Source organism: Zeaxanthinibacter sp. PT1 (assembly GCF_028464225.1).
Lineage (GTDB): Bacteria > Bacteroidota > Bacteroidia > Flavobacteriales > Flavobacteriaceae > Zeaxanthinibacter.
The window spans coordinates 93,915-113,343 of sequence record NZ_JAQPCN010000002.1 but is presented as its reverse complement, the minus strand read 5'-3'; the positions used below and the strand labels follow the sequence as shown (position 1 = coordinate 113,343).

The 19,429-nt window shown below is 44.4% G+C and carries 13 protein-coding genes; 4 read left to right on the top strand and 9 right to left on the bottom strand.

Annotated elements, in window-relative coordinates:
- Positions 1-4 precede the first annotated feature (4 nt).
- Entirely contained in the window at positions 5-1,195 is a 1,191-nt protein-coding gene (locus tag PP178_RS07535) for an Nramp family divalent metal transporter (protein ID WP_272593726.1), read from the bottom strand.
- Between the two features lie 220 nt (positions 1,196-1,415).
- On the opposite strand from PP178_RS07535, the gene PP178_RS07530 reads away from it, so the two are divergent.
- The 3 genes from PP178_RS07530 to PP178_RS07520 all read left to right on the top strand — a co-directional run bounded on the left by PP178_RS07530 (position 1,416) and on the right by PP178_RS07520 (position 5,648).
- Positions 1,416-1,859 (top strand): hypothetical protein, encoded by a 444-nt coding sequence (locus tag PP178_RS07530; RefSeq protein WP_272593725.1) that lies wholly within the window; start codon positions 1,416-1,418, stop codon positions 1,857-1,859.
- Between the two features lie 173 nt (positions 1,860-2,032).
- Complete coding sequence (locus PP178_RS07525; protein ID WP_272593724.1) at positions 2,033-4,423, top strand: penicillin acylase family protein; 2,391 nt, start codon at positions 2,033-2,035, stop codon at positions 4,421-4,423.
- A 91-nt stretch (positions 4,424-4,514) separates the two neighbouring features.
- Positions 4,515-5,648, top strand: a complete 1,134-nt coding sequence (locus PP178_RS07520) for a DUF819 family protein (protein ID WP_272593723.1) — start codon at positions 4,515-4,517, stop codon at positions 5,646-5,648.
- An 854-nt stretch (positions 5,649-6,502) separates the two neighbouring features.
- On the opposite strand, the gene PP178_RS07515 is transcribed toward PP178_RS07520, so the two are convergent.
- From PP178_RS07515 to PP178_RS07480, 8 genes are all read right to left on the bottom strand, one after another.
- Positions 6,503-7,828, bottom strand: a complete 1,326-nt coding sequence (locus tag PP178_RS07515; RefSeq protein ID WP_272593722.1) for a serine hydrolase domain-containing protein — start codon at positions 7,826-7,828, stop codon at positions 6,503-6,505.
- 131 nt (positions 7,829-7,959) lie between these two features.
- The gene (locus PP178_RS07510; protein WP_272593721.1) at positions 7,960-9,495 is read right to left on the bottom strand and encodes a YifB family Mg chelatase-like AAA ATPase; all 1,536 of its coding nucleotides are present in this window, start codon (positions 9,493-9,495) and stop codon (positions 7,960-7,962) included.
- Between the two features lie 69 nt (positions 9,496-9,564).
- Positions 9,565-11,955: a penicillin acylase family protein gene (locus PP178_RS07505; protein WP_272593720.1), complete on the bottom strand. Its 2,391-nt coding sequence runs from the start codon at positions 11,953-11,955 to the stop codon at positions 9,565-9,567.
- 72 nt (positions 11,956-12,027) lie between these two features.
- Positions 12,028-14,013, bottom strand: coding sequence for a cytochrome c biogenesis protein CcdA (locus PP178_RS07500; RefSeq protein ID WP_430974702.1), 1,986 nt, complete (start codon positions 14,011-14,013; stop codon positions 12,028-12,030).
- Positions 14,001-15,308: a tRNA lysidine(34) synthetase TilS gene (tilS, locus tag PP178_RS07495; protein ID WP_272593719.1), complete on the bottom strand. Its 1,308-nt coding sequence runs from the start codon at positions 15,306-15,308 to the stop codon at positions 14,001-14,003. Before tilS ends, PP178_RS07500 begins: the two co-directional genes overlap by 13 nt.
- 43 nt (positions 15,309-15,351) lie before the next feature.
- The gene (locus PP178_RS07490) at positions 15,352-16,194 is read right to left on the bottom strand and encodes an alpha/beta hydrolase (RefSeq protein WP_272593718.1); all 843 of its coding nucleotides are present in this window, start codon (positions 16,192-16,194) and stop codon (positions 15,352-15,354) included.
- Positions 16,195-16,239: 45 nt separating this feature from the next.
- A complete protein-coding gene (locus PP178_RS07485; RefSeq protein ID WP_272593717.1) occupies positions 16,240-17,547 on the bottom strand; it encodes an anthranilate synthase component I family protein in 1,308 nt (435 codons plus the stop codon).
- A gap of 5 nt (positions 17,548-17,552) precedes the next feature.
- Positions 17,553-18,086, bottom strand: a complete 534-nt coding sequence (locus PP178_RS07480; RefSeq protein WP_272593716.1) for an NADPH-dependent FMN reductase — start codon at positions 18,084-18,086, stop codon at positions 17,553-17,555.
- Between the two features lie 118 nt (positions 18,087-18,204).
- Between PP178_RS07480 and PP178_RS07475 the strand changes: the two genes are divergently transcribed.
- A complete protein-coding gene (locus PP178_RS07475; protein ID WP_272593715.1) occupies positions 18,205-19,389 on the top strand; it encodes an acyltransferase family protein in 1,185 nt (394 codons plus the stop codon).
- The last annotated feature ends 40 nt before the right edge of the window (positions 19,390-19,429 follow it).

Sequence of the window (19,429 nt, the reverse complement as noted above, 5' to 3'; positions counted from 1 at the left end):
TTTCTTAAGGGTTAAATACGGTTATAATACTTTTAGCTCCGAGCAATAAGGCCAGTCCTATGATGACCACGGCAAAAATATTTTGTAGAACACTATTCCTGTATTCCCCTAATACGGAAGACTTATTGACCACCCAGAGCAGGAAGATCGCGATTACCGGTAAAAGTAGCCCATTGGCTACCTGGGCAAACTTGATGATCTCAATCGGCCTGAATCCGAAGGAAAGCGAAAGAACTCCAATAAGAAGTACCGTCATCCAAACTGCCCTGAACCTGGCGTCTTTCATATCAGCTTTCCAATCAAAACAACTATTAGCAACGTAAGCCGCAGCCAAGGGAGCTGTAATGGAGGAGGTGATCCCTGCCGCAAAAAGGCCTATTCCCATAAAGTAGCGCGCCCCTTCTCCAAACAAAGGTTGTAGCCCTTTTGCGAGGTCTAAAGCGTTATTAACCTCTGTAGCCGGGATAGCAGAGGCGGCAATTACGATAGTCATCGAAACCAAACCTCCGAGTCCGACAGCCCATAAGGTATCCCCCCTGGCTTTACCAAGATCTTCTTTTCCTTTCCATTTTTCATTGACCAGGGAGGCGTGAAGGAACAGGTTATAAGGTACCACGGTAGTTCCAACCAATGCGATAACGGTCAGGAAGCTACCATCGGGAAGTCCCGGCAATAAAAGTCCGTCCAATACAGCACCTATGTCAGGTTTTGTGATGATAGCCGTAATTATAAACGATATACTCATTAGCAATACTAGGCTTACAAATACCTTTTCCAATAGCTTGTAATTACCGGCCAGTAACAGGAAAAATGCCGCTAAGCCTATGATCCAAGGAAAAAAAGAGGTGTACACATTCCCAAAGACCGCTTCTAAGCCCAGGGTAGCGCCCCCTATATTTCCCGCTTCATAAGCTGTATTGCCAATGATGATTGCACCGAGTACAATTAGCAGCACCAAATTTCTAAGCAGCGGGGTTCTTAGCTGCTCCCTGATCACATCCGCTAAACCATTTTGGGTGACCAGGCCAAGTCGCGCAGCCATTTCCTGTAGCACCATGGTCGCCAGGGTTGATAATAGAAGTGTCCAGAGTAAGGCGTACCCAAAGCCGACCCCGGCAAGGGTGCATACGGTGACAGTTCCCGGCCCGATAAAGGCGGCGGCAACCAGAACTCCCGGTCCTATATTTTTAAACATGCTGCAATTATTAGCGGGTGACTTTCGTAAATATAGGAGGATTCTATAGGATGTACGTACGGATAAGAAGTAAAATTTGAAGCTTAAAAAAGATTAAAATCGTGCAGTTCGTCTAAAAATGTGCAGTTCATCTAAAAACGGGGGGGCGTACATCGAGAAAATATAATAATCGAAAAATACTGCTGTTATAATTATCCCAAACCCCCAACAGACCTACTAAATGACCTGCTTAGAATGCCATAAAGAACTCAGCTACATCGATCACAAAAACGCAATGGAACTCTTCGGTGTGGAGTTATGCAGAAGACACTACGACCGACTGCTTAAACTCAATAAAAGACAAAAAACATCCCTGCAAGCCATCCGACTCTATTATGGATTAAAAGAAGCCGGGGAAAACCCTATGCTGGCCTGGTGGGATGGAAAGAAATCGGTGGACATCGCACTGCCCAGGGTGAAACTGAATGTTGAGATCGACCATCAACCTCAACTCTACAGCCATAAAAGAGCTATGGAAGAACTTGAAGAAGCCATGCAATCCATGAATGAAGGATTTACCACTTTAAGAATACCGCATATGCTTATTGCTGAAAAAATGCGGGAGACGGTACAGGACATCCTACAGATAAAAGCAGGGCTTCAACAATCACAGCAAGTAATATAACGGAACGACACGCTTACTTATAATCATAACCACTAAAAACACTCCATCCCCAGGGGTGTTTTTTTATGCACTATAAACAGGTATATGGGCTTGAGCGCTGTAAACTTTTGGAGATCAGATTTTTTTCTATCTTCATTTACGAGAAGATCCGATCGTCAACTAAAACACCAACCATGAGAATTATTCTTTTCCTGTGCTTTACCCTCCTCCTATTCTCCTGTAAAACCGAATCGAAAAATTACGTAAAACTCGCTGGCCTGGAGGCAACTGTAGAGATAAAAAGAGATCAATGGGGCATAAACCACATCTATGCAGAAAATGAACACGATCTCTTCTTTGCACAGGGTTACGCCGCAGCTCGGGACCGGCTCTTTCAATTCGAGGTTTGGAGAAGGCAGGCGACAGGTACCGTTGCCGAAATTCTGGGAGAGCGTGAATTTGATCGTGACCTGGGCACCCGCTTGTTCAAATTCCGGGGAGATATGACAGAAGAAATGAATTATTATCATCCAAGGGGTGCGGAAATAATCACGGCGTATACCAATGGGGTAAATGCTTATATAGAAGAGATCCGCAAAACACCGGAAAAACTGCCGATTGAATTTAAACTCCTGGGAATAGAACCTGAAAAATGGACCCCGGAGGTAGTCATCTCGAGACACCAGGGACTACTCGGGAATATTGAAGATGAATTGGAGGTAGGCCGGGCGGTGGCTGTATTGGGGCCGGAAAAGGTGAAAGACCTATACTGGTTTCATCCCAAGGACCCTGATATTCAGATGGATCCTTCAATTGACCCGAAGCTTCTCATGGGAGATATTCTGGCACCTTACAAGGCTTATCGGAAAAAAGTAGTATTCCGCCAGGAAGATATAGTTCCGGACTACCGGCACAAACAAGTTGCCAAGGTACTGCTCAATATCAGAGACGGTCTTACTGATCCTCATGGTATAGGCAGTAATAACTGGGTAATTGATGACAGCCGAACCGTTGACGGACATACCTATATGGCCAATGACCCTCATCGGACGATCGCAGTGCCTTCGCTACGGTATATGGCTCACCTGGTGGCCCCGGGATGGAATGTCATTGGTGGTGGGGAACCCGAAATTCCCGGTATTTCTATAGGCCATAACGAGTACGGAAGCTGGGGTCTGACGGTCTTTGAGACAGACGGGGAAGACCTTTATGTTTATGACCTGAACCCGGAAAACCCCGATCAGTACCGCTACGGTGATGGTTGGGAAGAAATGCGACAAATCAAAGAAACCATCGCGGTCAGGGGAAAAGAAAACAGGGAGGTAACATTGAGATACACCCGTCATGGCCCGGTTACCATGGTAGACACCCTGAACCATAAAGCTTATGCCGTTCGTTGTGCCTGGCTTGAGCCCGGTGGGTCTCCCTACCTGGCTTCATTGCGAATGGACCAGGCTAAAAGCTGGGAAGAATTCCGGGAAGCCTGCAGCTACAGTCACATTCCCGGCGAAAACATGATCTGGGCGGATAAAGAAGGGAATATTGGATGGCAAGCAGTAGGTATAGCTCCCGTCAGACCAAATTTTAGCGGGTTGGTCCCCGTACCGGGTAATGGCGCTTATGAATGGGACGGGTATCTCCCGATAAAAGAGAAACCCCATGATTTGAATCCTGAAAAGGGGTATATCGCCACGGCCAACCAGAATGTTATTCCTGAAGATTATGAACACTGGAATGCTGTAGGTTATACCTGGGCTGATCCGTACAGGGGATATCGCATTGAAGAAGTATTATCCCAGGAAAAAAGCTTCAGTATGAAGGATATGAAAGCACTTCAGATGGACTATGTTTCCATTCCGGCAAGGAAATTAACCCCTTTGATACTGGATTTGCAATTTACAGGTAAAGCGGCTGAAGCCCAACAATATCTCGAGAACTGGGATCATACCCTGGGGCCGGAGTCTATCCCGGCTGCTATCTATGTTGCCTTTGAAAACACGCTTGGTGATGAGGCTGATGCAAAATTCATTCCTGAAGCGGCAAAAAACATCATCAGTTATTTACAAATGAAGCGGATTATCGACTGGGTAACGAATCCTGATGAAAGGTTTGGTTCTAATCCTGAGGAGGGTAGAGATGAATTCATACACCGTGTATTCATGGAAAGTGTATCTGAACTGGAGAAAAGCCTGGGTCCTGATATAGCTCAATGGCAATATGGACAGGCTAAATTTAAACACTCGGCCATGGTTCATTCCCTGGGTGAAATCGTTAATGACAGTTTAGCGAGCAAGATGAACCTTGGGCCTTTACCACGCGGAGGTAATTCTTATACCCCGGGATCGACGGGAGGGAATAATCAGCAAAGTAGCGGGGCTTCTTTCCGCATGATCGTTAATTCCGGCGACTGGGATGCTACAGAAGCTACTAATGCTCCCGGGCAATCAGGCGACCCGGCAAGTGACTTCTACGATAATCTTTTTGAAAGCTGGGCAAAGGATGAATATTTCCCAGTGTATTTCTCGGATAGAAAAGTGGATTCGGTGACTGTTGAGCGATTATTATTGGTTCCACCTGGAGAATAAGTTTCATTCTTTTTAGGGGATTTTATTAAGAACCTCAACAACTCCTACACCACGTCAGCCAAGAATATACTAGAAGTAATATATTTATAGAATGAGCATTTCCGAAAACCCGCTATACGTCCTGGGCGTACTTTGCCTGATGGTTGTTCTCTCTATCTACGCAGCAAAGACTACAATCGGTAAAAAACTTGGGGCGGCCCTGTTGGTCATCCTCTTTACAGCGGTGATCGCCAATATAGGGATCATCCCGTCAGCTTCGGATAGTATACCGCTGTATGACGCAATTTTCACCTACGTTGCCCCCATCTCTATCTTCTATCTCCTTCTTGGGGTAAACCTCCGTTCCATACGAACCGCCGGTGCCCCGATGATTGTACTTTTCCTCATAGGCTCGCTGGCAACAACCCTGGGGTTTTTGATCTCATGGGCCATTATTTCTCCACAGGATATCCTGGGTGATGATGGCCGGGTCCTGGCCGGCATGCTGACCGGCACCTATACCGGGGGCAGCGTAAATTTTAACGCAGTAGCCCTGGAATACGATTTCCAGGAGAAGGGTATTTTATATGCAGGAACCATTGCTGTAGATAATGTAATTACAACGCTATGGATCATCATTACCATAGCGATCCCCAATATACTCCGCAGGTTCTGGACCGATAAGAAGATAGGCGTACCCCAAAGGTCCGATGAAAGTGTCAACGGTGATTCTATGAGCCTTCAGTCTTTATCCTGGTTGCTCTTCCTGGGTATCGGGGCTTTTGTCATTACTGAATGGTTCACCAGGATTTTCCCGGCCATCCCTTCTATCATCACGCTTTCTACCATAGGAATTCTCCTGGCCCAATCCCGTTTTGTTTCCCGGCTAAAAGGAGCACATGCCCTGGGACTTTACCTGGTATTCCTCTTCTTGGCGGTTATCGGCGCTTATTGCGAACTGAGTTCTGTTGTCGCTCTTAAGGAAATCGGTATTACTTTGCTGTTGTTCGCTTCACTAGGGGTGCTAATACATGGAGTCCTGGTAATTATCCTGGGTGGTTTGGTCTACAAAGATTGGGAGATGATAGCTATCGTAAGCCAGGCAAATATCGGGGGTGGAACCACGGCCATTGCCCTTGCGGAGACCTTTGACAGAAACGAACTTATTGTCCCGGCCATCATGGTTGGCACCCTGGGTAACGCCCTGGGAACTTACCTCGGTTTCCTGGTGGTATATCTCTTGTAATATGCCTGGACCCGAATAATCCGTATGGCTTGGGCGGGTTGGCAGTTCACAGTTTGTACTTGGCAGTTGGCAACCCGCCCGTAACGGACGGCACGTTCCTGCCCGAACTGAACTGATACGGTCTGGCGGGCGGGTTGTCACTCTGTAACCCTGTCACTATAAATTATGCATGTTTTTTGCACTGAAAATCATTAATTTGTAAGTGGGGCGGGGTCGAAGGCCCCGTGGGTCCGTTTTCGGTATGCAGTAGGCAGTCAACAGTCAGCAGTTGGTATAATTAAAAATCACCTTGCAGTCGGCCGGTACATTCGGGCGGGCTGTAACCCAGTAACCTAAAATCCCACTGCTTGCTTCTTGCAGGGAAACCAATTATCTTTTTGGCATGGGGAGGGGGCTTTCCCCAAAAGGATAGAGCCCTACTTCTAGTATGTTTTTGATTGTTCTTTAGCTATCTATCTATATCCGTGAAACGAATCTGCCCGTGCAGGATTTGTGATTGGCAGATATATATCACACTATCATTTGACCTTAAAACTATTATCCCTTTATCATTCTAACCTTTGTTCCTACTTCTATCCGATCGCAGTTTGGTGCGGGCAGGTTGTAACACGGGAAACAAGAATTTCCACTGCATGTTTTCTGCATTGAATACACCTAACTTCACCAAGGGGTGGGGTTAAGAACCCCGGACTCATTCCAAGTATTATAAAAATGATTCTGACATCCTGGGAAAAACAGCTTTATCTAATACGTAACTTGGGATAAGTATGTGAAGTGGTCATAAGATAAAGTTGAAAAATCCGGTAAAGTCTAGATATTCCTCCTCTGATTAAGCAGGTTGCTACTCGGCAATCTTAGTGGAAAGATGCCGAAGCGGCAAGAGGTTCAGTATCAATGGATACTTCGTTAAATGATAGCTGGCTTTCCGTCTGCTGGTAGACCTCTTTAACTATTTTGTATACATCAGGAACTACCGTTTTAGCAAGTTTGGAATTGCTATTTAAAAGAACACAAATACCCATATCTGATTCAGGATAAATGGCAATTTCATTCCGGTAATTGTTAACACTTCCACCGTGGTGCCATATGGTTTTTTCCTGGGCAGTTTTATCCTCGACAAATTTATGGATTCTCCATCCATAGCCGTAATACGAGGATACGTGTCCGGGCCAGCGCTGGTAGTACTTTCGGCTCCCTTTTATCTCGATGAATGGTGTAAAAGCTTCCTCTAGGGCAGATTTATTCATGATGTCCGGGTGGTGACCGAGCAAAAACTTCATCCATTTACCCATGTCTGCAGCGTTAGCACTAATTCCACCTGCCGCTACCGCGTTATAATAATGATCATTTAATGGCCTTGGTCTCCAACTGTTGCGCCACCTTGTATGTGGTAATGCGACATTTCCGGCATTCACTAATGTTTCATGATCCATAGACGTAGAACACATTTCCAAAGGATTAAAAAACCGATTCTCAAGGGATTTTGTAATATCCTCTCCGGTTGCTTTGTGTATCATCTCGCTCGAAAGGGCAAAAAGCGCATTTTGATAACTATACATTGCCCCCGGCTTGCTGATGGGATTTACTTCTTTGAAACGCGTGGCAATATCTGTAAGCGGTAAACCGGCTTCAATCAAATTAGTATAACTGTGGTATGGGGCTCCGGCGGTATGTGACAATATATTGGCCAAGGTGATTTTATCTGTGTTCTGACGGTCTCCCAACTGAAATCCGGGAATATAATCCCTGACCTTATCTTCCCAGTGCAATTTACCTTCATCTATTATATCGGCTGCAAGGATACCGGCAAATCCTTTGGAAAGTGATCCTAACCTGAATATGGTCTGGCCATCTACCGCTTCCTGGCTACGGATATTCTTTTTCCCGAAACCTTCGGAGATCACGATCGAATTTCCTTTTACAATACTCACCCCTGCTCCAACGATATCTCCGGACGCGATGGCTTGGTCAAAATAAGCTTGTAATGCTATCTGTAATTCCTGTTGCCTCCTCACCTGTAGAGCGTTTTCTTTCGGATTGGGCTGTACTTTTTCAGCCAGGTCTGATGAACTAATATTTTCTGATGGTGCTGCTGCTTCTTGTGACATAAAACCAACACTCAGGCCAATAGCTGCTATAATTACTATAGATGTTATTATATGAAGTCTGTATCGATACATAAGTAGGTTGCTTTTCGTGGGACTGTCAGCGCGTGAAAATAATAGAATATTAATAAATAACCTTTTTCTAGTCATAATATTATGCATTAGAGACACAATATTCAGGGTTTTAACATATAGCATAAAACAGGTCATCCTAACCACCCTTCGCGATCTAAACTTCGGTACTGTATGGCTTCTGCAATATGTTCACCGTTGATGGAATCAGACGCCTCTAGGTCGGCAATTGTCCTGGACACCTTTAAAATCCGGTCATAAGCCCGTGCAGAGAGATTAAGCCTTTCCATCGCCGACTTTAACAATGAAAGGGACTCGGGCGTCAGCATACAATATGAAAATATCTGCTTAGTATTCATTTGGGCATTGTAGTGAATATTGGGAACTTTTCTAAACCTCGCAGTTTGCAAGTCCCTGGCTGCAACCACCCGCTTCCGGATTTCGATACTCTGCTCTCCCCTCCTGTTCTCGGTAAGTTGTTCAAAAGGTACGGGATTTACTTCTACATGTATATCTATGCGATCAAGGAGGGGACCTGATATCTTCCCGAGGTAACGTTGCATTTCTGATGGAGTTGAGCTCCAGGGAGCGGCTGAATCATTGAAGTACCCGCTTGGACTAGGATTCATGCTGGCGACAAGCATAAAACTGCTCGGATAGGTGACGGTGAACCTTGCTCTTGAAATGGTGACTTCCCTATCCTCTATGGGTTGGCGCATGACTTCCAACACACTGCGTTTAAATTCGGGCAGTTCATCCAGGAACAGTACCCCGTTATGTGATAAAGAGATCTCCCCGGGCTGAGGATAAGATCCTCCTCCTACAAGAGCCACATCGGAAATCGTATGGTGCGGGCTCCGAAATGGCCGCTGGCTCATTAGCCCCGAATTTTTCAGTTGCCCTACAACACTGTGGATTTTCGTAGTTTCCAGGGCTTCATCTAAAGTCATAGGAGGTAAAATAGATGGGAGCCGTTTTGCAAGCATTGTTTTGCCTGAGCCAGGAGGGCCAATTAGGATGATATTATGGCCGCCGGCAGCTGCAATTTCCATACAGCGCTTTATACTCTCCTGTCCCTTGACATCTGAAAAATCATGTTCGGCCTGGCTTTGCTGATCGTAAAATATGGCCTGTATATCTACCTGCTTTTCCTGTAAATCTATATCCTTATCAAAGTGCTCGATTAATTCCCGGATATTCTTTAGTCCATATACCTTTAACCCACTGACTATAGCTGCTTCTTCCGCATTCTCCCAAGGTAAAATGAAGTTTTTAAAGCCTGCTTCTCTTGCGCATATAGCAATGGGAAGAGCCCCTTTCATGGGCTGTAAACTACCATCCAGGGAAAGTTCCCCCATGATAAGATAGTCTTCTGAAGCGGTTGCTCTGATCTGACCTGAAGCAATTAGTATCCCAAAAGCAATGGGAAGATCATACGCCGAACCTTCCTTTCTAAGGTCAGCCGGGGCCAGGTTGATAGTAATTTTCTTACCGGGGATTTTATAACCGTTGTTGGTCAATGCTGCCGCGATCCGGTAATTACTTTCTTTGATCGCGTTGTCAGGAAGACCCACGAGATGGTAACCGATACCCCTTCCTACATTTACTTCTATCGTAATCACCTGGGCATCGACCCCAAAAACTGCACTACCGTAAACTTTAGTAAGCATAAGGATACCAGGTCGATATCCCTAAATATACAAAATTATATAGAATATTTTCTATCTATAGCAAAAAGCCTATTCCTTCCTAAGTAACAGGCGGGAAACAGACGTTTCTTCTATCTCCTTTTTGTTCAGCAGCATTTTCCTGAATTCACCCTTAACAAACATCTCAGCCTGGTCCTCGTAATGCGGGCTCAATGGATTTCCCGATTGTCCGGTCGGTAAAATACTGACGCTGTTCTCTATATCCGAAAAATCTATTATCCTCCTGGTAGATGGTCCGGCCGTAACCTGGTATAAACCGTCTCCATCATATGGAAAGGCCAGGTTGTTGATCACTTCACGACTTCCCGGAACGGGATATGGCCCTACATTAAAAAAGGTACGAAGCGCTTCAACTTTGCCCATGGGGTGTTCGTGTTCTAGTGTATGTGTGCGTTCCCAGGTCCATTGGGTATGATCTTCTCCAAGTTGGCCCTTCAAAGATGAAATGGCTTCGTCAAAGGACTTCCGGACGATATCTCTTTTACTTTCCTTTTCAGCTGTGCTGACATCATCCCACCAAACCGATTCTTCCTTGGTAGCCATTGGGGCGATCAAGCGCTTACAAAAATTAGTGTCAAGGAACTTCGGAAAAAGGGTATCTCCGATTTCATCTGCGAAGGTATTTTCAAGGAAAAAATAAATCCATCGGTGATATACCGTTGCAGCAACACTGTTTAACGGGTAATCCCCTTCCCATTTTCCAAGGATATCAAGAATCTTGAGCTCCTGGTCTGTTAGGGACTTCACAGCTATTGATTTAGCAAGGTTCGTAGCCACCATGGGATTTATGGGCGATGTTACATCAGTGATCATCTTTTTGGAGGATTCAAGGTCCCAATCGCTCCTCCCATCCAATAAGTTTACTATCCTGCGTGCCCTGTTCTCCGGTAAATAATAACCCCTGTAAAGCCCCCCCATGATAGAATCCGGTTGATTATTAGCCGAATACACGTAGTTCACAGGCGGATTGACCGACTGTGGATTCTCATTGAAATCGCGATATTGTACCGGTTCTTCCTGTCCATTGGCACCATTAAGGATAAACTTAGAATTAACTCCTTCCGGCAGATCATATAATTTTGCCGTGGCCCACCACGCTATATTCCCTTCAGCATCACCATACATTACGTTGAGTCCCGGGGCATGCAGGTCTGGCAAGGCATTTCTGAAGCTTTCAATATCCTCTGCATGGCTGATCCCGTGTAGTACTTGGAGTAATTTATTATCTAATTGGGTATATAACCAAGACATACTGACTGCCGGTATATTTTCAAGGTCCTTTGAAATGCCATTGACCAAAGGTCCGTGTTCTGAAACCTTATAGGTATAGACTACAGTATCTGCATCCTTCACAGGGATCTTATAGGTCCTGGTAGAATAGTCTGCCCATCCATCTGCAGTTTTATATTTCATGGAGTCTTTAGGATGGACTTCTTCAAAATAAAAATCCGTATCGTCGTTTAGAAACATGGTTAGCCCGTAAGCAGCTTTTCGATTGTGTGCCAACAATGGGAATGGGAAACCTGCAAGATGGTAGCCATACTTTTCGTATCCCGGTGCATTCAGATGTGCTTCATACCAGGTACTGGGCTGTGCAAAACCAATGTGGGGATCATTCGCGAGAATAACCTTACCATTCTTAGTTTTCTCCGGACCAATCACCCAACTGTTACTTCCCATGAACTGTGGAATAGGAAGTCCGGACAGTGAACTGTTTACTACCAAGGCAATCTTCTCCCCTACTTGTATTGCTAGGGAATCTTTGTGATTTGGAATCCTGGTGGGATGTGCTCCTCCATCGATTTCAAGATCGACCAGGTAGGTGCTATCCAGCTTAGTTTTAATAGCCGTGAGTAAGGGATCTGTCCGATGTGCCGTAGCAAAAGTATAAGCCATATAACCCATACTGTTATAAATATCGTTAAGGGTAAAAGGAGTTTTATCTATCCCAGTCAGCAGAAACTCCATGGGGGTCGGTCCATCCGATATAAAACTATTGATACCATCCAGGTAAGCCTGTGATAACCTGACCACCGGGTCATTAGAATCGAGATTCCTGACGGTTTTTTCAGTGGCATCTGCAATACCGAGCGAAAGAAATAATTTGTCTGCGTCTAGTAATTCCTCCCCAAACACTTCTGAGAGTCCGCCAGAACCTACCCTTCTCAATAATTCCATCTGCCATAACCTGTCCTGTGCATGAACATAACCCAAGGCACGAATTGCATCTAGTTCAGATTTGGCGTATATGTGGGGAATTCCATAAGGATCATAAAAAACATTGACCTCCCTCTGTAGTCCGGGCAGCGATGCAGCCCCATCATACTCAGGTTTCAACTTTTGTCTGCCTATTAAGACTACCAAAATAACCACGAGGATAATTCCTAAGAGAATGTATCCTACCGTCTTTACTATTTTCACTGCTATCTATTTTCTATCGACAAGGTAGCAGTTTTTATGGCAGGGAAAAAAACTATCGGCCAATAGCCTGGTTTAGTCTTCTAACATCACCGCTTCCTCCTCAAAATTCATTAATCCCAATTGCAGCCAATCGAGATAGGTAGGGATGTCTGAATTCTGTATGGATGGCGCCAGTACTTCAAGCGAAGGCGATAACAGTACATAATAAGGCTGGGAAGCAGCTCCAAAATTCACCGTCTGGAAGGTACCCCATTTCTGACCAATGGTCTCGATTTCTTTAACCCGTCCTGAATCGTATTTATAAGAGAATTTTTCCGATTCCTTCAACTCCTTACGATCGTCGACATATAAAGAGATCAGGACTACATCCTCGTTTAATATATCGTAGATCGCAGGATCGCTCCAAACATTCTCTTCCATTTTCCTGCAATTTACACATGCCCATCCGGTAAAGTCGAGCAGGATAGGTTTATTCACTTTTCGGGCGTAAGCCAGGCCGTCTTCAAAATCCTTATAACAGTCTATACCCAGCGGACAATCATTTTCCTGCTCCATCACGCTGTAAAATTCAGGAGGTGGAAATCCACTCAGCAATTTCAGCGGGGTTACTTTAAATAAACCAAGTGCCAGGTATAGGGTAAATGCTGCACTTATCAATCCGAATGCTATTCGTGTGGCCGACTTCTTTTGACCTTTAGGCCCCACAATTCCGAGCAAGTATAGCGTCATCCCTAAAGACAATACCAACCATATGGCCAGGAAAATCTCTCTTTTCAATATTCCCCAATTTCCTACCAGGTCTGCATTGGATAAGAATTTCAGGGCCAGGCCTAATTCCAGGAAGCCGAGGACAACCTTTACAGTTGTCATCCACCCTCCGGATTTAGGAAGGGAATTTAACCATGCAGGAAATAAGGCAAACAAGGCAAATGGTAGTGCCAAAGCCACTCCAAAACCAAGCATACCTGCAGAAAGATTGGTCGCTACATCCCCTTCAGCCAGGGCCGTACTTCCTAATAACCCCCCAAGTATGGGTCCGGTACAGGAAAAAGAAACAATTGCCAGGGTAAGTGCCATGAAAAAGATCCCTAAACCACCGCCAACTTTAGCCGAGGCAGCATCCATCTTGTTAGCCCAGGAACTAGGCAGGGTAAGTTCATAATAGCCGAAGAATGAAAATGCAAAGAATACGAAAATCAGGAAAAAGAATACGTTCAGCCATACATTGGTCGCTATCGTATTCAGTATCTGGGAATCTACGGAATCAAATAAATGGAACGGCAGACTCAGCAAGAAATAGATCAATACGATAAAGAAACCGTAGAGTAATGCATTCATAATTCCCTTAGATTTTTTCTGGGAATGTTTAGTAAAGAATGAAACGGTCAGGGGTATCATAGGGAATACACAGGGCGTCAATAGTGCCAGCAGTCCTCCTAAGAACCCAAGTCCAAAGATCACCCATAATCCTCCACTACCTTCCAGGGACTCTCCATTAGATTGGTTGAGCAACTTCTGGTTCTTTAGGTCAATATTCAGGGATTCACCCATGGCGAGGCTTCTCTCGTCTATCGTTGCTTCTTCGATCACAACTTCCTGTCCGTATAAAGGAAAGTAGAAGGTTTCTTCTACAGGGATACAAACTTCTTTGCACACCTGGTAAAATAAATCCAGTTTTACTTGCCGGACTTCTGCGTCAGTAATTCTGATCTTCTGCCTAAAGCGAGCATTATCCTTGAAGAAGGTTTCATCTATTTCGAAAATATCACTGTAAGCCGTTTCTGTTTCACTTTCTTCAGTCGGTCCTAAAAGTTCATAGCCCTCTCCCGCGCCTTCATAAGTAAATTCCGTAGGAAGGGCACCCCCGGAAGGAGTATGCTGGGAATAAACATGCCAACCCTTCATAATATCGGCGGTCAGTATCAGTTCAAATTCTGTATCGGAGATCTGATTCACCTCTTGTGACCATACCACTGGTGATTCGTCTGTTTGTGCGGCAACAGTGAACGTAGCCATAAATGCAAATAAAACGGCTAATACTCCTCTTAATTTACCCATGTAATCTTTAATATATTTTTTGTGTTTTCACGAACTCTGAAACGCTCATCAGGTCTTCTTCCTACTATCCATACAATAGAATCCCCCGAGCATAGCAGCCATTGATCTTCCTTAGCGACGAGATCCATTTTCTCATCTTTAAAGAATTTGGAAACTTTTTTCTTTCCGGGCAATCCGAATGGGCAAAAATAGTCGCCTTTTTCCCATTTTCTCAAGGTCAGCACCTCGTTTAACTTTTCTTTATCAACATATAGTATATTCTTCCCGGTCTCCCCAAGATTATCAACTTCCTGCAGGAGTAGATGAACAGGGACTTTTACCTCCCCCTGCTCAACCGGAATCACATAAATACCTGAATTTTCCGGTTCCAGTGGTTGTAAAAGGAGATCTTCCCGATCTTTGATCAGGCGGTGTGAATGGCTTAATAACATTTTACCACTCCCGGAACTGAGAAGAACTTCTATAGGTTCACCTTCAACAAAACCATACTCCTCGAATAAATAATGAAGGTAAGGTCGCAATGGTCTACATTCTTTTAATTTTCGGATATCAATCCTGTAAATATTCCCTTGCTTCCGAAAAAGTTCATTCTTCAGTTGGGCTATATGGCCACGTATTATTGCGGTACTTCCCTGCAGGTGGTTCAGCGTGTGCTGAAAGTTCTGCATAAAAACAGCATGTGTCTTTTTTAGGGGCGGGACAATTTCCTTACGGATACGATTCCTTAAATACTTCAGTTCCTCATTACTGCTATCCTCCCTCCACCTTAATCCATTCTGAACAGCATATTCTTCCAGGGTATCCCTGTCAAACTGTAATAATGGCCTGGCGACTAAAGCGGTGTTTGCCGGGATACCACTCAGACCAAAAAGCCCGGTTCCCCTGGAAAGGTTGATGAGGAAAGTTTCCAGGTCATCATCAGAATGATGGGCCGTGACCACTTTACATAAGTTTTTTTCTTCTAAAAGATTATGGAACCATTCATAGCGCAAATTCCTGGCTGCCACCTGTACAGACACTTTGTTCTGACTCACATAACCTAAGGTATCAAAGCGATTCACATAGAGTGGAATGTGGTGTTCTTTGCAGAAATCACCAACAAACTCTTCATCCAGGTCGCTTTCTTTACCACGTAAACCAAAGTTAGCATGGGCGACGTGAAAATCAAGACCTGATGAATAGCAGAGGTTTAATAAGACCATACTGTCCATTCCGCCACTGCATGCCAGAAGAAATGTATTTTCTAACAATTGCGGGAACTCCTGAGCTATATGTTCTTTAAACCTACTCTTCACCGGGCCAAAGGTAAAAATATTAGCCTAGTAATTATACATGTACCTATCCCTCTAGATCGTTGTAATAATCTGTGAACCATTTCGCGATATGTTGAAACAACTTTTCACGACTCACATCGTGATGTAACTCGTGTAAACCTTCGTTGAGCAGTACCAATTTGCTGTAATCAGTCCCGTCAGCAAATTCGACCGACCCGCGATGGTCGATGATAGGGTCCTTTTTTCCATGTACCACGAGCGTGGGAATCGCTAGTTGATCGGCATTCTTTATAGTCCAGTCTCCTGCATCCATCACCGGAAATGCATAATTGGGAGTGATTTTGTCATGGACCAAGGGGTCTTCCCTGTATTTTTCCACCTCGTCCGGGATGCTGGATATACCCTCGGGATCCAGGCCGGAGGGCATAGCAAATCTCGGAGCAATTCGTTGCAAAATTCGCCCCAGTTTCATCTTCCATCCCGGTGGTTGATAGGCAAGCCTTAGGTAAGGGCTAGTAGCTATAACTCCAGAAACTGGAGTAGACCTCCTTAATACCAGGTTGAGGGCTAAATTACCGCCCATACTGTGACCATAGAGAAAAAGAGGTAATTCCGGGTATAGATCTGTTGCTTTGGTAATAATATACTCCAGCAAGTCTAATAACTCTTCATATCCCTGGCAATATCCCCTTGGACCATCTGTTTTACCATGACCCAGATTGTCATAATAGAGTACTGCTTGTCCTTGGGCTATTAAAAAGGGGATAACGCTTTGTGTATATCGCCCTGAATGTTCACCAAAGCCATGTATAAGTACAGCCACACCTTTAGGATCCAAGGGTTGTTCATGGTCAAAGAAGACCTTTTGATCATCTTTCCAACTATTAAAACTATGGAGTTCTAGCATGCTTTAAAAGGTAAGATAATCTTTTCAGCTAGCACTGCCACTTACTTACCTAGATTCCCGTTCCAATACTTGCCGCATGGCACGTGCTTTTAGCAGGCATTCTTCATATTCTCTGGCAGGTGTTGCTTTAGCCGTGATGGCACTGCCAACGGAATAGGATACAAATCGGCGGCTGGAATTATAAAGTATACTCCTGATCACCACGTTGAAATCAAAATCACCTGCAGGTGTGAAATAACCGACAGATCCGCTGTACAATCCTCTTTTAGTAGCTTCCAATTCCTCAATAATCTTCATCGCCGAAACCTTTGGTGCCCCGGTCATACTCCCCATAGGGAAAGCATCCCGTAGTAAAGTCACAGGGTCGGCACCGGGATTCACCTCAGCGGTCACTGTAGAGATCATCTGGTGAACTTGTTTAAAAGAATACACTTTACATAATTCGGGCACCTCTACACTGCCTTTCAATGCGTGTTTTGAAAGATCATTCCGGACGAGGTCAACGATCATTATATTTTCGGATCGTTCCTTTTCATCGTGCTGCAACTGCAATTTTAAGAGCTGGTCTTCCCGGGTAGCCGTTGATCTTCTCGCCGTACCTTTGATGGGCTGGGATACCAGGGATTGCCCGATTTTCCGCATAAACCGTTCAGGGGAAGCGCACATTAAGAAACGGTCCGATATTTTTATAAAGGATGCAAATGGCGGCATGGAAAGCTCGTTGAGCCTTGAATATACCCGTAACGGATCTATGGAAGTCCGTTCTGCGTAAAATTCCTGGCAGAAATTGGCCTCGTAAATATCCCCACGGTGAATGTGGTCCAGCATTTTCTGAACCCTCCTGAAATAGGTTTCCTTAAAAATTCTCATTTTGATCTTAGGACCCTCTCCGCTGGAAACACGGTAGGGGGAAATGGTATCAGCATCACAGATGGAGCTGAAATCACCGTCAATCTCAGCAGATACGGATTCTAGATAAGAGAAAGTGGCCGTATTCTCACTCAACCGGATAATCTTAAGCGGCTGGAAGAAATAGAGATCAGGAAATCCCAATCCATCAGCATTGCTTGATTCCAGTGACTCAAGGTCATTTTTAAGATCATAGGTAAGGTAGCCGAATATCCAGTCCTTGGTTTCTGATCTAAATGATCGAAGACGATCAAAGGCATCGGTAACTCCTGTGACCAGCTTGCGATGCGCTCCAACGGCCAGCACAGCATCAAACTGTCCGTAAGGATCATGGTGACCATTACTATCCAGCCAAATTACCTCTTCAAATTGTTGAGACCATGCGAGTAATTTCGATTTGCTGAACCCGGTGTCTTGTATCCCGAATTTACGGTCTATGCGCAAAGTGCTCAGATTTTAGAAAGAAAATGTTGTAGTGCCTGTCGGTGTTGCTCTGCGAGGTCTTTATCAGAAATTCCTTTTTGAGAATCAAAATTGTCGTTAAAAGAAGGCAGCGAAAAAGTTGATACAATTTCTGCCCCAAAACGGGTAAGCATTTTTTCTGTTCGTTCATGAGATCCTATTGCCCCCCTTTTTCCCGGAGAGGTAGACATCAGGAATATCTTAGCTTCTTTTATAAAACCCCTGTCCAGCCTGGATAACCAATCGATCAGGTTTTTGAAGTAGGCAGACTGGCCGCCATTGTGCTCATTGACCGAGATGATAAGTGCATCAACCTCCTGGATGTCGTTATACAGTTCTTTTAATGCATTGGAATACCCCTGTTCTTTTTCCGCATCTTCACTGTACATGGGAAAAGGATAGTTAACCATGTTAAGAAGTCGTACCTGGTGACCTTCTATAAGGGATACTGTATATTTAACCAGGGAATAGTTGATGGACGTGGATGAATTACTCCCGGCAAAGGCAAGAATAGTGGACATAATCAGATTTTAAAAAAACGAAAATACCCTAAAACCCAGAGAATTGCGAAGAATTTGTATAATTTTGCGCCCTGAAACATCCAAACCCCCTGTCTGATAAGTATATAGGGTATTCTTTATGGAACAAAAATTGAGCAGATTATATTTTATAGACGCCATACGTGCCTGGGCCATCCTGATGATGTTGCAGGGACATTTTGTGGACGGACTGTTAGATCCTGTTTTTCGGGATGATTCCAACATAGTTTATGCCACCTGGAAATATTTCCGGGGAATCACTGCACCTGTATTTTTTACGGTATCCGGATTTATTTTCACCCTGTTATTGATAAAAGTTCCAGAGAAAGGATGGCAGAACCCCAGGGTACTTAAAGGGGTAAAAAGAGGATTACAGTTATTATTTATTGGTTACCTCTTAAGACTGAATCTCTTTGGTCTGTTAAAAGGAGAAGTCTATGGTTCATTTTACCTGGTAGATGTGCTTCATTGTATAGGACTATCTCTATTGGGCATTATTGGGGTATACTTATTATCAACTAAGAAAAAACCCATTATTTTTCCTGCAATCCTGGTAAGCATTACTGTACTGTTGTTCCTGTTAGAACCTATGTATAAGCAGTGGAGTTTCTCTTTCTTACCTGATATGCTGGCTAATTACCTGACCAAGGCCAATGGTTCTGTATTCACACTGATTCCCTGGATGGGATATACCGCCTTTGGAGCATTTCTCTCTGTAATATTTTCGCGATACAGGAATATGAAACAGCTGTACCCGGCTTCCATAGCAATATCTTTAATCTCCGGAGTAGCTTTGATCTATTATTCTACCGGGCTTTTCAACTTACTTTTTGAAGCCACCGGAATTGCGGTGTTCCAAGGACTGGTCAACAACAACTACCTGTTTATCCGCCTGGGGAATGTAATGGTTGTTTTTGCGGTGTTTATGACATTGAGACAATTCTTAACGAATAAAACATTGCTACGACTGGGACAAAACACCCTTTCTATCTATGTGATCCATTTTGTGGTACTATACGGCAGTTTTACCGGCCTGGGTATTTATGGATTCCTGCATCACGGGGTGGCTCCTTCTGTAGTTGTTCCCGGTGCCGCTATTTTTATGATCGTTTGCAGCTACCTCGCCCTGAAATATGATGCACAGGAAGAGGCGATCAAAGGGAGAATCTCAACCGCTCTTAACGGTATAAGAGAACAGGCAGAACCGGTGCTCCTGTTTGGATACCGCCAACTAAGATCCACGATGAACTGGATCATGAGGGTAATCGGTTTTGTAAAATCATAACACAAAAAACCCGGCTATTTTCACAGCCGGGTTATCCTAT